General features: G+C 41.5%; 15 protein-coding genes. 6 read left to right on the forward strand and 9 right to left on the reverse strand.

Going from position 1 to position 13,500, the window contains the following annotated elements; genetic code table 11:
- Positions 1–78: 78 nt before the first annotated feature.
- Both thrS and infC read left to right on the forward strand, forming a co-directional pair.
- Positions 79–1,899 carry a threonine--tRNA ligase gene (gene thrS, locus F3G86_RS00650; protein ID WP_103568693.1) on the forward strand — a complete coding sequence of 607 codons (1,821 nt, stop codon included), beginning with the start codon at positions 79–81 and terminating at the stop codon, positions 1,897–1,899.
- Positions 1,896–2,414 carry a translation initiation factor IF-3 gene (infC, locus tag F3G86_RS00655; RefSeq protein WP_009295104.1) on the forward strand — a complete coding sequence of 173 codons (519 nt, stop codon included), beginning with the start codon at positions 1,896–1,898 and terminating at the stop codon, positions 2,412–2,414. The genes thrS and infC overlap by 4 nt, the downstream gene beginning before the upstream one ends.
- A 932-nt stretch (positions 2,415–3,346) precedes the next feature.
- Here the strand turns inward: infC and F3G86_RS00660 are convergent.
- Positions 3,347–3,568, reverse strand: coding sequence for a hypothetical protein (locus tag F3G86_RS00660; RefSeq protein WP_148806787.1), 222 nt, complete (start codon positions 3,566–3,568; stop codon positions 3,347–3,349).
- A gap of 43 nt (positions 3,569–3,611) precedes the next feature.
- Here F3G86_RS00660 and F3G86_RS00665 point away from each other — a divergent pair, with 43 nt between their 5' ends.
- Positions 3,612–3,908 (forward strand): hypothetical protein, encoded by a 297-nt coding sequence (locus F3G86_RS00665; protein WP_149722687.1) that lies wholly within the window; start codon positions 3,612–3,614, stop codon positions 3,906–3,908.
- Positions 3,909–4,020: 112 nt separating this feature from the next.
- Here the strand turns inward: F3G86_RS00665 and gdhA are convergent, their stop codons facing one another.
- Together gdhA and F3G86_RS00675 are read right to left on the reverse strand one after the other, a co-directional pair.
- Positions 4,021–5,379 (reverse strand): NADP-specific glutamate dehydrogenase, encoded by a 1,359-nt coding sequence (gdhA, locus tag F3G86_RS00670; protein WP_148806785.1) that lies wholly within the window; start codon positions 5,377–5,379, stop codon positions 4,021–4,023.
- Positions 5,380–5,574: 195 nt separating this feature from the next.
- On the reverse strand, positions 5,575–6,147 hold the full coding sequence (locus F3G86_RS00675; protein ID WP_149722688.1) for an SMI1/KNR4 family protein: 573 nt from the start codon (positions 6,145–6,147) through the stop codon (positions 5,575–5,577).
- A 100-nt stretch (positions 6,148–6,247) separates the two neighbouring features.
- On the opposite strand from F3G86_RS00675, the gene F3G86_RS00680 reads away from it, so the two are divergent.
- The gene (locus tag F3G86_RS00680) at positions 6,248–7,177 is read left to right on the forward strand and encodes an outer membrane protein assembly factor BamB family protein (protein WP_149722689.1); all 930 of its coding nucleotides are present in this window, start codon (positions 6,248–6,250) and stop codon (positions 7,175–7,177) included.
- Positions 7,178–7,217: 40 nt separating this feature from the next.
- Here the strand turns inward: F3G86_RS00680 and F3G86_RS00685 are convergent, their stop codons facing one another.
- The 6 genes from F3G86_RS00685 to glmM all read right to left on the reverse strand — a co-directional run bounded on the left by F3G86_RS00685 (position 7,218) and on the right by glmM (position 11,910).
- Positions 7,218–8,657 (reverse strand): acetyl-CoA carboxylase subunit A, encoded by a 1,440-nt coding sequence (locus tag F3G86_RS00685; RefSeq protein WP_004317286.1) that lies wholly within the window; start codon positions 8,655–8,657, stop codon positions 7,218–7,220.
- 116 nt (positions 8,658–8,773) lie between these two features.
- Positions 8,774–9,319 carry an HI_0983 family protein gene (locus tag F3G86_RS00690; protein WP_149713625.1) on the reverse strand — a complete coding sequence of 182 codons (546 nt, stop codon included), beginning with the start codon at positions 9,317–9,319 and terminating at the stop codon, positions 8,774–8,776.
- Between the two features lie 9 nt (positions 9,320–9,328).
- Positions 9,329–9,763 carry a HemJ family protein gene (locus F3G86_RS00695; protein WP_004317437.1) on the reverse strand — a complete coding sequence of 145 codons (435 nt, stop codon included), beginning with the start codon at positions 9,761–9,763 and terminating at the stop codon, positions 9,329–9,331.
- Positions 9,764–9,772: 9 nt separating this feature from the next.
- Positions 9,773–10,135: an NINE protein gene (locus tag F3G86_RS00700; protein ID WP_149722690.1), complete on the reverse strand. Its 363-nt coding sequence runs from the start codon at positions 10,133–10,135 to the stop codon at positions 9,773–9,775.
- Positions 10,125–10,577, reverse strand: a complete 453-nt coding sequence (lspA, locus tag F3G86_RS00705; RefSeq protein ID WP_103599277.1) for a signal peptidase II — start codon at positions 10,575–10,577, stop codon at positions 10,125–10,127. Before lspA ends, F3G86_RS00700 begins: the two co-directional genes overlap by 11 nt.
- Entirely contained in the window at positions 10,570–11,910 is a 1,341-nt protein-coding gene (gene glmM / locus F3G86_RS00710) for a phosphoglucosamine mutase (RefSeq protein WP_103558329.1), read from the reverse strand. Before glmM ends, lspA begins: the two co-directional genes overlap by 8 nt.
- Before the next feature lie 157 nt (positions 11,911–12,067).
- Between glmM and rpsT the strand changes: the two genes are divergently transcribed.
- Both rpsT and prfA read left to right on the forward strand, forming a co-directional pair.
- A complete protein-coding gene (rpsT, locus tag F3G86_RS00715) occupies positions 12,068–12,337 on the forward strand; it encodes a 30S ribosomal protein S20 (RefSeq protein WP_009295094.1) in 270 nt (89 codons plus the stop codon).
- A gap of 14 nt (positions 12,338–12,351) precedes the next feature.
- Complete coding sequence (prfA, locus tag F3G86_RS00720) at positions 12,352–13,419, forward strand: peptide chain release factor 1 (protein ID WP_149722691.1); 1,068 nt, start codon at positions 12,352–12,354, stop codon at positions 13,417–13,419.
- Positions 13,420–13,500 lie beyond the last annotated feature (81 nt).

Genomic DNA, 13,500 nt, shown 5'->3' on the forward strand with positions numbered 1-13,500 from the left:
TTAGCTTAAAGCCCATTTCGATAAAATCCTTAATCGTTCTTTTATCGTAAAAAAGACAATTTGATATAAGGAAAAACAATGAGCGATATCATCGCATACAAACTAAATGGCGAAATAGTCGATACTCAAAGTATCGCAGGGCGTGAGAGTAGTGCTGAGCCTATCTATTTTGACAACTCAAAAGAGGCACTACATGTTATCAGACACTCCTGTGCGCACCTCATGGCACAAGCTATCAAATCACTCTATCCAAAGGCGAAATTCTTTGTCGGACCAAACGTAGAAGATGGATTTTATTATGATTTTAGAGTTGATGATGAGGGCACGAAGCTAGGTGAGAGCGATCTAGCAGCGATCGAAGATAAGATGAAAGAGCTTGCTGAGAAGAAATTTGACATCGTTAAAACCTGCTCAACTAAAGCTAATATGAGTGAGAAATTTAAAAACGACGACCTAAAACAAGAGGTCTTAAAAAGAATTCCAGATGGCGAAGTGAGTAGCTACGCACAAGGCGATTTTGAGGACCTTTGCCGCGGACCGCACGTGCCAAATACTAAATTTTTAAAATTCTTCAAGCTTACACGCGTGGCTGGCGCATATCTTGGCGGCGATGAGAGCCGTGAGATGCTAACTAGAATTTACGGCACAGCTTACGCAGACAAAGAGAGCCTAAAAGAGCACATCCGCATCATCGAAGAGGCTAAAAAGCGCGATCACAGAAAACTTGGCGTCGAGATGAAGCTATTTACATTTGATGAAGAAGTGGGCGGCGGTTTGCCTATCTGGCTACCAAATGGCGGACGCTTAAGATCAAAACTAGAGCAACTTCTATACAAAGCCCACCGCGACCGCGGCTATGAGCCAGTGCGTGGTCCTGAGCTTTTAAAGGCTGACGTGTGGAGAAGAAGCGGTCACTACGCAAACTACAAAGAAAATATGTACTTTACAACGATCGATGAGACAGAGTATGGCATCAAGCCGATGAACTGTGTTGGTCACATCAAAGTCTATCAAAGTGACATCCGCTCTTACCGCGACTTACCACTTAAATTTTTCGAGTATGGCGTCGTGCACCGCCATGAAAAAAGCGGCGTGCTTCATGGACTTTTTAGGGTTAGAGAATTTGCACAAGATGACTCACATATCTTTTGTATGCCAAGCCAGATCAAAGAAAATATCTTAGAAATTTTAAAATTTGCTGGCACGATAATGGAAAATTTTGGCTTCCACTATGAGATGGAGATATCAACCAAGCCAGCCAAAGCGATCGGCGGCGATGAAATTTGGGATACAGCTACAAAAGCGCTAAAAGAAGCCCTTGATGAAAATGGCTTTAAATACGGCATCGACGAGGGCGGCGGCGCATTTTATGGACCAAAGATCGACATTAAGATAACTGACGCTCTTAAGAGAAAGTGGCAGTGTGGCACGATACAAGTCGATTTTAACTTGCCAGAGCGCTTTGACCTAGGCTACATCGACGCAAATAACGAAAGACAGCGCCCTGTAATGCTTCACAGAGCCTTGCTTGGCAGTTTTGAGAGATTTATAGGAATTTTACTTGAGCACACTGCTGGCGAGCTACCATTTTTCATAGCTCCTACGCAAGTCGTCATCGTGCCTATTAGCGACGCGCATTTAGACTACGCAAAAGAAATTTCGCGCGAGCTAAGAAAGATCAACGTCGATAGCGAGATCGCAAGTAAAAATGAGAGTTTAAATAAGAGAATAAGAACGGCAGAAAAACAAAGGGTGCCTATGATAGTCGTGCTAGGAGACAACGAAGTAGCGAACAAGAGCGTTGCGCTGCGCGACAGACAGGCTAGGACGCAGAGCGATATGAGCTTGGCGGAATTTATAAATTTAACGAAGGAGAAACTTAGTGAGGTACATTTTTGAGTAAGGAAAATGAAGTATTGCTCAATGAGGACATAAGGGCGAGAGAGGTAAGATGTGTAGGGGATGATGGCACGGCATATGGTGTCATCTCAAGAGATGAGGCTTTAGAGATATCAAATAAGCTTGGGCTTGATCTAGTGCTTATAGCGCCAGACGCGAAGCCGCCAGTTTGCAAGATAATGGACTACGGCAAATTCCGCTATCAGCAAGAGAAAAAGCAAAAAGAGGCCAAGAAAAAGCAAAAAACCATCGAGATAAAAGAGATAAAACTCTCTGTCAAGATCGCCCAAAACGATATAAACTACAAGGTTAAACACGCAAGCGAGTTTTTGCAAGATGGCAAACACGTTAAATTTCGTGTATTTTTAAAGGGTCGCGAGATGAGCACCCCAGAGGCTGGAGTAGCCATGCTTGAGAAGGTCTGGGAGATGATCAAAGATGAGGCTGACCGCGACAAAGAGCCTATAATAGAAGGTCGTTATGTAAATATGCTTGTAACTCCAAAAAAGGGTTAAATTTTCACAAAGAGCAGGCTAGTGCTTGCTCTTTTTCATTAAATTTTTAATACAAAAACTCACAAATAACTATTTTCAAAAATTCTATCATTTTTATATTTTCTAAATTTACGCAAGGGCGTTTGCGGTTGATGTGGCTTGCGAGTTTGTAAATTTAAGTGTTTGCGTGGGTGTTTGAAACCAAATTTTGTCTAATTGCAGGCTAAATTTGGTAAGAAACTCGCTTGTTTGTAGCTTGAATTTAGCAAATTTTAAATTTTTGTCAGAATTTGATTATCTTGCTATCACTCGCAAAAGTGCTGTGCCTAAAAAATTCTTGTGAGTTTTAAATTTTGTTTTTTATATGCTTGCATGAGTATTTGAGGCTAAATTTGGCAAGGGTGGGGTGTCGCTTTGATAAATGCTTTTCGCAAACGTTTTTACTACTTCTGTTTTTATTTGATGAGCAAATTTGGTAAGAAACTTGATTATTTGTAGCTTAAATTTATCAAATTTTAATCTTTGCTTAGCAGAATTTAATCATTTTTCTATCGCTTGCGTGAGTGCTTTGTTGAAATTTGACCAAGCAAACGCAGCCTATTAGAGTAAATTTAAACTTCTTGCGAGCTTGTAAATTTAAATGCGATGCTGGTGTTTTTAAGTTAGATTTTGCCTATGAGCTAGCTAAATTTTACAAGAGAATATCGTTTTAATGATGCTTTTTACAAAATGTTTTGACTACTTTTGGTTTTATGTGGTAGGCAAATTTGGTAAGAAATTTGATTATTTGTAGCTTAAATTTATCAAATTTTAATCTTTGCTTAGCAGAATTTAATTATTTTGCTATCGCTAGCGTGGGTTACTTTATTGAAATTTGACCAAGCAAGTGTCATCTAGTAAAGTAAATTTGAACTTCTTGTGAGTTTATAAATTTATGTTGCGTGTGCGAGTGCTTAGGCTAAATTTAGTAAGAAATTTACTTGTTTGTAGCTTAAATTTATAAAAGAGAATTTAGGCTGGACGAGCCTAAATTTACTAAATTTCATAAGCCATTTCTTGTCAAAAAAGTGATCTGTTATCTGCTTGTGAAATTTTAGGTTTCGCTCATTCTCTGGTAGGATTTCACTATTTAGCCTTATTATGTCGAAGTTGCAAGCGCTATGAGAATTTCTCACTCACAATGCATTTGCTGCAAATTTCATCATCACCAAGCAGCCCATGCATAGACCGCACCACTCGTGCAATCAAGCAAAATATCCACAGGACGCTTCACAGCAAAAACTTTCAATTTTACTGCTCAAACCTCGCCGCTCCACCATTTGCCGCCATATCGGCTGTTTTGACAAAATTTATACTAAAAGCTCTAAAAATAGTGATCTGCTCGCCACCCTAGTAAAAAATTTAGCCAAGCTTCAAATTTATATCTGCCACGCCAGCAAAAATTTGTCAAAAAAAAACGCTCTATACACACCGCATAAAATACTTCAAGCTAGCGTAAATTTGCCAGCTTGCTAGTAAAATTTGCCACACAAAAGGCAAATCCTATTTTGGCTAAAAACCCTAGCCAGCCTTATATTGATTTACGTCCAAATTTAGCTTGGACGTAAATTTACAGAGCCAAAATGGCCTACACATATCCTTGATTTATCATCGCATCAGCCACTTTTCTAAAGCCAGCGATATTTGAGCCAAGCACCAAGTTGCCCTCATCTCCAAACTCTTTACTTGTTTCGTAGCTTAGTTCAAAGATGTGGTTCATGATGCCATGAAGTCTGCGATCGACCTCCTCAAAGCTCCACGAAGTCATGCCGGCATTTTGCATCATCTCAAGGCCACTTGTGCCCACGCCACCAGCGTTTGCTGCTTTTGCCGGAGCAAAGTGAAAGTCTTTTTGCGCAAGCATGAAATTTATCGCATCAAGCGTGCTTGGCATGTTCGCGCCCTCAGCCACGAAGCGGCAGCCATTTGCGTAAAGCACTTTTATGTCGGCTAGGTGAAGCTCGTTTTGTGTCGCACATGGGAAGGCTCCGTCGCATGGCACGTCCCAGACGCCGTTTCTGCCCTCTTTATACTCGCTCACGCTTACATATTTTGCGTTTGGTCTAAATTTGGTGTATTCGCTAAGGCGAGTGCGTTTTACTTCTTTTAGCTCTTTAAGCACCGCTAGATCGATGCCCTCAGCGTCATAGACATATCCGTTTGAGTCAGAGACGGTGATAGGCAGTGCGCCTGCTTGATAGAGCTTTTCGACTGTGTAGATGGCGACATTTCCGCTACCGCTGACGCTGCACTTTTTGCCCTCTAGATCAAGTCCAGCTTTTTTTAGCATGTTTTGAGTGAAATATACTAATCCGTAACCAGTAGCCTCTGTGCGCGCTAGGCTGCCGCCCCAGTTTAGCCCCTTGCCAGTTAGGATGCCATCAAATCTGCCAGTTAGCTTTTTATACTGGCCAAACATATAGCCGATCTCTCTAGCGCCCACGCCGATGTCGCCTGCTGGCACATCCACGGTGTTGCCGATGTGGCGATATAGCTCGCTCATAAATGCTTGGCAAAAGCGCATTATCTCGCCTTCGCTCTTGCCTTTTGGATCAAAGGTGCTGCCGCCTTTTGCGCCGCCGATATTTACGCCAGTGAGCGAGTTTTTAAAAATTTGCTCAAATCCAAGAAATTTTAGCACGCCAAGATCGACGCTTGGGTGGAGCCTTAGACCGCCCTTGTATGGGCCAACAGCTGAGTTAAACTGCACGCGGTAGCCGTTATTTACCTTTGGTCTGCCATCGTCGCCTGTGTATGTCACGCGAAAGATCACCGTGCGCTCAGGGATGACGATGCGCTCTAGGATCGCGTGTTTTTGGTACTTGCTCTCTCTTTTGATAAGCGGCTCTAGGCTGTTTAGAACCTCAGTCGCAGCTTGGACAAAGACGCCTTGACCTGGGTTGGTCTTCTTTATCCACTCCATCGTTTGTTCGATGTACTCGCTCATTTTTGCTCCTTTTTCCTTTTTTTGTAGTTAAATATTAACTCGGCTAGAAAAAATTTTTATTTAAAGATATTTTAATATTTTTATTTTGGGCAATGAGTGTTACATATCGAAACTAAATTTATAAAAAGTGGTTTTTGCATCATTTGTTGGGATAAATTTATAAAAGAGGATTTAGTTAGAGTGAGCCTAAATTTACTAAATTTGCGCCATCTCTTGCCAAAAATCAAGTGCCGCGTCGTCTGCTTGGACAAAATTTAGGATTTGCTCGGATGATGGCATGGTTTCGCCATTTAGTCTTGCTATATAGGTGCTGGCAAGCGCTATGAAAAATTTTTCAAAGTCACTCGCAACGCGCCTGCTGCAAAGCTCCTCATCTCCAAGTAGCCACGCATAGACCGCACCACTCGCGCAATCAAGCAAAAATATCCAAGGATCTCCCACGGCAAAAACTATCAAATTTGCTGGCCTCTCCTCGCCACTCCACCATTTTCCACCAAACTCATCTACGCTGTTTAGGCGTACTAACTCGCTCGCGTGGTCGCCTCTAGAGCCAAAGCTGACATTGCAAATTTCAAACTCTCCAAGATCAAATTTGTTTAAAAGCTCCGTAAATTTAGCTGGAAAATTTACGCCAAGGCTCTTTTGCGCTTGCATAAACGCCAAAGCGTCCTTTTGCGGCAAAAGTCTCATGCCGCTCATACCCTCTTGCTCTAGCGGCAAGAAAATTTGATCTAGTTTTTTAGCGATCTCGTCTAGTTTTAAAAACATATCGCTCCTTAAATTTGCTAAATTTTGGCAAATTTTATCAAATTTAACCCAGTGTGCTTTGAAATTTGGGTTATAATCGCCATAAATTTAAGGAGCTAGCGTGGTTAGATCATATCCTCTTGATATGCCTGGCGTGGAGTTTCGCGGGCACGGCGTAACTGGCATTTATGAGATGGGTGAGCGCATTGCATTTGTACATTTTGCTTTTGGGGTGCCTAGTGAGCTAGAGATAGCTCAAAAACTAACGCCAAACTACGTGCTACTAGATACATTTTCGCGCGACTTTAGCGAGCATAAAAGCTCAACGCTTACCTACAAACAAAGCGAAATTTTCATAGCCAGCGACGCACTTTGCTACCCAGAAAATGGCTACTTCGTGCTAAATACTAGATACTACAAGGGCTACATAAACTCCCCAGCAAAGCTTATAAAGATAAGTGACGGGCTGATGAGCGAGCTCGGCGTTGCTAATGAGCCCATAAAAGAGATATATAACGACGCTAAAACGTATGAATTTGATGGCTTTTGCGTGCGAATGAGCTCGCCATTTATGATGGAGTGCAAAGAAATTTTGGACAGCGCAGAGTTCAAAAGCGAAGCAAAAGATGAAAATTTAAACGCTAATTTGCCGCCCAAAGAGCAGGGCGCAAGGATAGGCAAAACTATCTGGCGGCTAAAGCTTGGCGCATATCTCTACACGCCAGTTTGCCTGAATGATGGGGTGCTTTACTTTGGCACCGCTGGCAAGGGCGGAGATCTATACGCCGTGGATGCAAAAAGTGGCGAAGTGGTGTTTAAGTTTAAAACCAGCGGCACGGAGCATTTTGTTTGGATCAAAGGTCAAATTTTACTCGCAAACCGCAAAAATAAGCCAGTTTTGATAAGTGCCAAAGATGGCTTGCTATTAAAAGAGATAGAGTTTGAGAAATTTAGCCTTAGCACAGATCAGATCATGCTAGTAAGCGGTGGCAGGTTCTATGCTGTGGCAAATGACGGAGCTAAAATTTACGCAGTTTGCGCGGAAATTTAGCTTTGGCGAAATTTATCGCCAAAGCCATAATGAGATAAATTTACCTCTTCTTTTTATATCTTTTTATCGCCTCTACGATGACCTCTTCTAGGTCGTCATTTGGCTCTTTGTTCATATCGTCATAGGTGTTTTCAAGGATAGTTTTTAAGTTTTTCTCGACGTAGCTAGTATCGAAAAATCCCCTTCTAAACTCCTTGCTTTTGCTGATCGTTAGCAAAAATGGGATGATCGTTCGCACGCCCTCGATGGTAAATTCTTCAAGCGCTCTTTCAAGTTTATTGACCGCTAGATCGTAGTCAGTCGCCTTGACGATCAACTTTGCGATAAGTGAGTCGTAAAATGGTGGTATGGTGTAGTCCTTATAGACGTGGCTATCGACGCGCACAGATGGACCAAGAGCTGGGTAGTAGCCCTCGATCGTGCCTGGTGCTGGGATGAAATTCTCCCAGACATTCTCAGCCGTGATCCTAGCCTCTATCGCGTAGCCGCGTGGTTTGATGTCGCTTTGCTCGATCTCTAATATCTCGCCTGCAGCGATCCTTATCTGCCTAACTACTAGGTCGTGGCCTGTGATCTCTTCGGTGATGCCGTGCTCCACTTGGATACGAGTGTTCATCTCCATGAAGTAAAAGTTGTTGTAGTCATCTAGTAAAAACTCGATCGTTCCTACGTTTGAGTAGCCCACAGCCTTTGCAGCTGCCACTGCGGTCACCCCCATGATCTTTCTTAAATTTTCACTGATAGATGGGCAAGGTGCGATCTCGATGATCTTTTGGTGGCGCCTTTGGATAGAGCAGTCACGCTCGCAAAGGTGGATGATGTTGCCGTAGTTGTCGCCTAAAATTTGAAACTCGATGTGGCGAGGATTGACGACAAGCTTCTCCATAAAAACTTCGTCGTTGTTAAAGTACGCCTTGGCCTCTCTGGTGCACGACTCAAAGGCATCTTGCATATCTTCTTCTTGCCAGACCTCTCTAATGCCGCGGCCACCACCACCACCACTTGCTTTTAAGATGACTGGATAGCCGATGCGTCTAGCGTGCTCTTTTATGGCGTCCATACTCTCATCATTTAGCTTTTCAGTGCCTGGCACTATTGGTATGCCGTTTTTCTTCATCAGATATCTAGCGATGTTTTTATCGCCCATTTTCTTGATGACTTCGGCCTTTGGACCGATGAAGATAAGCCCAGCATCCTCAACTGCCTTTGCAAATTCGTAGTTTTCGCTTAAAAAGCCGTATCCTGGGTGTATCGCATCAGCCCCGCACTCTTTAGCGAGCTTAACGATCGCTTTGGCGTCAAGATAGCCTTTGATCGGATCTTCACCCACTTGATAGGCCTCATCAGCGATCCTTACATGCAAGCACTCGCTGTCTGGCGCTGTGTAAATTCCTACGCTTTGGATGTGTAAATCCCTACAAGCTCTGACTATCCTAACTGCGATCTCACCACGATTTGCGATAAGAATTTTATGTATCATAGGCTATCCTTTTTGAGTTTTTCTTATCATATAACTATTCGTTTTATTTTTAGATAAATTTGTTAAGTCTGGTTTTAAAATTTGAGTGCAAAGGCTAAATTTACACTCAAATTTCTTTATTTGCTGATGATTTGTGGGAAAGGTGTGGCTAGAGCTTTTTTGCTAAAATCTTGCGACTCAATCGTGAAATTTGTAGCAAATCTTTGAATGCCCTCTTTTTTATAAGCACGCCTTTGGATGGTAAAAAGGACTAAATTTCCACCCTGTTTGGTGTAGCGATATATCGAGTGCTCGGCTGTTGGAGTGCCATTTAAATTTGAAAATATCGTGATATCAAGATAAATTTCATTTGCGAGCGAGCCCTTTTTATAAGCTACTTTTAGCCCTTTTGCCTTTAACTCTTTTAGATCATTTATCTTTTGCTCGACTGCTTGCTCTGGCGTAGCGTCAAATTTAAGGGTATTTAGCGAGAGCATGTAGCTAAAACTATCTAGTTTCTCACCAGGGAGCAAGTACTCCTGTGCGAATAAATTTGGCACAGGCTTGGCTGAGCCTGCTAGCGAGTAGAGTCTGTTGTCAAATTTTATCTGCATCGGCTCAAAATACTGAGTAGCCGCGAGCAAGAGCGCTGGCAAAGTGATAAATGCTAAAAATTTCTTCATCAAATTCCTTTAAAATGGATTTACTATCATGACCCAGATGATGATGAGCATCGCGATAGTTGGCACTTCGTTATAAGCTCTAAAGAAGATGCCACTTTTGTTACAGCGTTTCTCTTTGAGCTGCTTCATGTAGCGTCCAAGGTCTAGGTGATAGATAGCCATTAAGATGACAACTAAAATTTTGACATGGATGTGACCAGTTTTTATAAGATCAGGCATCGCGATAAGTATCAAAATGCCAGTGACAAATGAACCAATGAGTGCTACCCAGCCGATGTAGTGATACATCTTATACTCCATCACCTCAACCACTTTTACAAAGTCTGGCTTGTCCATATTTTCTACGTGATAAACGTAGAGCCTTGGCTGATAAAACAGCACTGCCATCCACGAGATGAAAAACAAATAGTGGAGGTATTTTAAGTAAAGATAATATTCTGCCATAACGTCTCCTTATCTAAAAAGTATCTCTTTTCTAGCTTCAAATTCAGCCTTGCTGATCGCACCACTCTCAAAAAGCTCGTAAAGCCTTTTTAAGTCATCCTCTTTATCTTTTAGTTTTAGTTTCTCTTTTAGCTCGACTTTTTGTAAATTTTTCTCGACATAAGCACCAACTAAAAATGCATCAATAAGCCACCAAATGCCCCAAATTATTAAAAATGGTATGCCTATAATGAAATAAAGCGTAGCATACCCAACGAAAAATAACCCCATCATCAAAAAGCCAGTGATAAATTTACCAAGGTAAATTCTATGCGCTCCAAGCCAGCCAGTAAGTAGCCAAAGCGCGTATGCGACGTAGATATTATTTCCCACTCTCTCTCCTTTTTCTAAAACTTTGCCAAAGTATCATCACGACGCAAAGATCGATCATCACATCAGCGAAGTTAAAGACCGCAAAGTTAAACCACTTGTGCCAAAAGACGTAATCCACGACGCCGCCATGGATAAATCTATCTGTGATATTTGAGCTGCCAGCTCCTAGCAAAGCTCCAAGCCAAATGGCATGCGAGCAAAGCAGTTTTTTTTCAACGACTAGATAGATAAAAACGCCTAAAATGAGGGCGATCTGGATAAATTTTAGCCACTCATCTAAAAAGGCAAACATCGAAAATGCAACACCCTTATTATATGTAAGAACTAGCGAGAAAAACTCGCCCTCCCACGAAAAACCATCTATAAATATCATTTTTATCGCTTGATCAACGATAAAAATGAGAAAAAACGCGATGAAAAATTTAACCAAATTTTTACGCATTTAGGGCTTTTACAAAAAATTTCTCAACTTCATCCATGCGTTTTTCAACTAAAGTTTGATTTTTACCCTCAAGCAAAAGTCTGATCAAATTTTCAGTGCCAGAGTATCTAAAGAGCGATCTTATGCCCTCTTTTGCAAGGCTAGCCTCAAGCTCTTTTAGCCCCTCTATCTTATCAAGCGGCTTTTTCTCTGTGATCTTTAAATTTAGCAAAATTTGCGGATACGGCTTTAGCTCGCCAAAAATTTCACTAGCTTTTTTTCCTTTTTTAAGCATCATCGCAACAACTTGCATTGAAGTAACAAGGCCGTCGCCAGTCTTAGCGTAGTCGTTAAATATGACGTGTCCGCTTTGCTCGCCGCCAAAATTTATGCCATTTTCTTTCATCATCTCAAGCACGTATTTATCACCTACGTTTGAGCGAAGCAGCTTGATCTTGTGAGCTTTTAGATAGTCATCAAGTGCGGCATTACTCATAACAGTAGCCACGATGGCACCGCCTTTTAGAGTCTTTTGCTCGTGCAAAAATGCAGCTAGTGAGCCAAGTATCGCATCTCCATGCACTACTTCGCCGTTTTCATCGACAACGACAAGCCTATCAGCATCGCCGTCAAATGCAAAGCCGATGTCAGCACGAAGCCTTTTTACCTCGCTTGCTAGATCTTCTGGGTGAAGCGCGCCGCAGTTTTGGTTGATATTGCTACCATTTGGCTCGTTGTTTATGACGATGACATCAGCTCCAAGCTCGCTAAATACAGTTGGTGCGACCTTGTAAGCAGCTCCATTTGCCACGTCTAAAACTACTCGTAAATTCTTTAAATTTAACTCTTTTGGGAATGAATTTTTTATCTGCACGATATATCTGCCGATAACATCGTCGATCCTCTTGTTTGCACCGATCTCTGTCATCGTCTTTTGGGCGTTTGCGATGAGCTCGTCGTCGTAGAAGATTTTTTCTATCTCGGCTTCTATCTTTTCATCTAGTTTGTTACCAAAGCTATCAAAAAATTTGATGCCGTTGTCGTAGTATGGGTTGTGTGATGCGCTTATCATTATGCCAGCGTCACAGCGCATATTTTCTGTTAAAAATGCGATCGCAGGTGTTGGCATAGGACCTATTTGAAGGACGTTGTAGCCAACCGCAGTTAGTCCCGCGACGATGGCAGTTTCGATCATATAGCCACTTTTTCTAGTATCTTTTCCGACCAATATCACATTTGTCGCTGAGGTCTTTCTAAAATAAATTCCAGCTGCCATTGCAAGGCGCATAGATGTCTGAGCTGAAAGCTTTTCGCCAGCCTTACCACGAACTCCGTCTGTTCCAAAAAGTTTCATAAATTTATCCTTTTTATTATAAAATGGTGCTATTTTATCAGAAATTATCAAATTTAAAATCTAAAATTTTATTTGTTTTAAAGCAGACTTAAATTCAGTTATAATTAAATATATTTTTCATATAATCACGGACTAAAATTATCAAAAAAGGTATATTATGGCAAACCATAAATCTGCTGAAAAAAGAGCTAGACAAACTATAAAAAGAACAGAAAGAAATAGATTTTACCGCACTAGACTTAAAAATATTACAAAAGCAGTGCGCGTAGCTGTAGAAGCTAAAGATATTGAAGCTGCAAATGAGGCTTTAAAAGTTGCTAATAAAAGCATCCACAGCTTTGTAAGTAGAGGCTTTTTGAAGAAACAAACTGCTGCTCGTCGCGTTAGTCGCCTTGCTCAATTAGTAAATACTCTAAAAGCTGCTTAATCTATTAAAATTTAATGTTTGCTGATAAACTTCATCCATTTTTGGATCGCTATGATGAAATTTCTGCGCTTCTAAGCGATCCAAATATAGCAAACGATATCGAAAAGATGACAAAGCTCTCAAAAGAGCAATCATCTATCGAACCAGTCGCAACTGCTGCAAAAAAATATCTACAAATTCTAAACGACATCGAAGAGAATAAAGCTCTGCTTGAGGACGCTGAGCTTGGCGAACTTGCAAAAGAAGAGCTTAAAAATTTAGAAATTTCAAGAGAGAAGCTTGAAGAAGAGATCAAAATTTTACTTCTTCCAAAAGATCCAAACGATGATAAAAATATATTTTTAGAAATTCGCGCAGGCACTGGTGGCGATGAGGCTGCACTATTTGTTGGAGATCTTTTTAACGCTTACATCAGATATGCAGAGCTTCGTGGATATAAATTTGAGATCGTTAGCCAAAGCGAGGGCAACACTGGTGGTTTTAAAGAGATCATCGTGCTTATAAAAGGCAAAGGCGCTTACTCGAGGCTAAAATTTGAAGGTGGCACGCATAGAGTTCAGCGTGTGCCAGAGACTGAGAGTCAGGGCAGGGTGCACACTTCGGCTGTGACTGTGGCTATCATGCCAGAGGTCGAAGATAGCGAGATCGAGATCAATCCAAATGATATAAGAGTTGATGTTATGAGAAGCTCAGGCCACGGCGGCCAGTCGGTAAATACAACTGATAGTGCCGTTAGGATCACGCATATACCAACAGGGCTTGTTGTGACAAACCAAGATGGCAAGAGCCAGCACAAAAACAAAGAAGCTGCGATGAAGGTGCTAAAGGCTAGGCTTTATGAAATGCAAGAGCAAGAGAGGCTTGCAAAAGAGACTAGTGAGCGCAAAAGTCAGGTCGGTACTGGCGACCGCTCTGGCAGGATAAGAACTTATAACTACCCACAAAACCGCATAAGTGATCACCGCATAAATTTAACTCTTTACCGCCTTGATGCGATCATGGCTGCAGGCCTTTTTGACGAGATCATTGAGCCACTTATCACACACTATCAAGCCGAAGCGATGCTTGAAGCTGGAATTTAAACACCCTAACTTCTACTATTTCTAAACTCAAATTTATAAATTTCTCTTGTTTAAATTTAAAGTTTAGAGTCAAATTTTATA

The organism is Campylobacter concisus, assembly GCF_902460595.1.
GTDB lineage: Bacteria > Campylobacterota > Campylobacteria > Campylobacterales > Campylobacteraceae > Campylobacter_A > Campylobacter_A concisus_BL.

Coding starts and splice junctions, on each gene's coding strand:
- prfA (WP_149722691.1), top strand. CDS start 12,352: ATGTTTGCTGATAAACTTCATCCATTTTTGGATCGCTATGATGAAATT.
- thrS (WP_103568693.1), top strand. CDS start 79: ATGAGCGATATCATCGCATACAAACTAAATGGCGAAATAGTCGATACT.
- F3G86_RS00665 (WP_149722687.1), top strand. CDS start 3,612: ATGCATAGACCGCACCACTCGTGCAATCAAGCAAAATATCCACAGGAC.
- glmM (WP_103558329.1), bottom strand. CDS start 11,910: ATGAAACTTTTTGGAACAGACGGAGTTCGTGGTAAGGCTGGCGAAAAG.
- F3G86_RS00690 (WP_149713625.1), bottom strand. CDS start 9,319: ATGAAGAAATTTTTAGCATTTATCACTTTGCCAGCGCTCTTGCTCGCG.
- F3G86_RS00695 (WP_004317437.1), bottom strand. CDS start 9,763: ATGGCAGAATATTATCTTTACTTAAAATACCTCCACTATTTGTTTTTC.
- gdhA (WP_148806785.1), bottom strand. CDS start 5,379: ATGAGCGAGTACATCGAACAAACGATGGAGTGGATAAAGAAGACCAAC.
- F3G86_RS00685 (WP_004317286.1), bottom strand. CDS start 8,657: ATGATACATAAAATTCTTATCGCAAATCGTGGTGAGATCGCAGTTAGG.
- rpsT (WP_009295094.1), top strand. CDS start 12,068: ATGGCAAACCATAAATCTGCTGAAAAAAGAGCTAGACAAACTATAAAA.
- lspA (WP_103599277.1), bottom strand. CDS start 10,577: ATGCGTAAAAATTTGGTTAAATTTTTCATCGCGTTTTTTCTCATTTTT.
- F3G86_RS00675 (WP_149722688.1), bottom strand. CDS start 6,147: ATGTTTTTAAAACTAGACGAGATCGCTAAAAAACTAGATCAAATTTTC.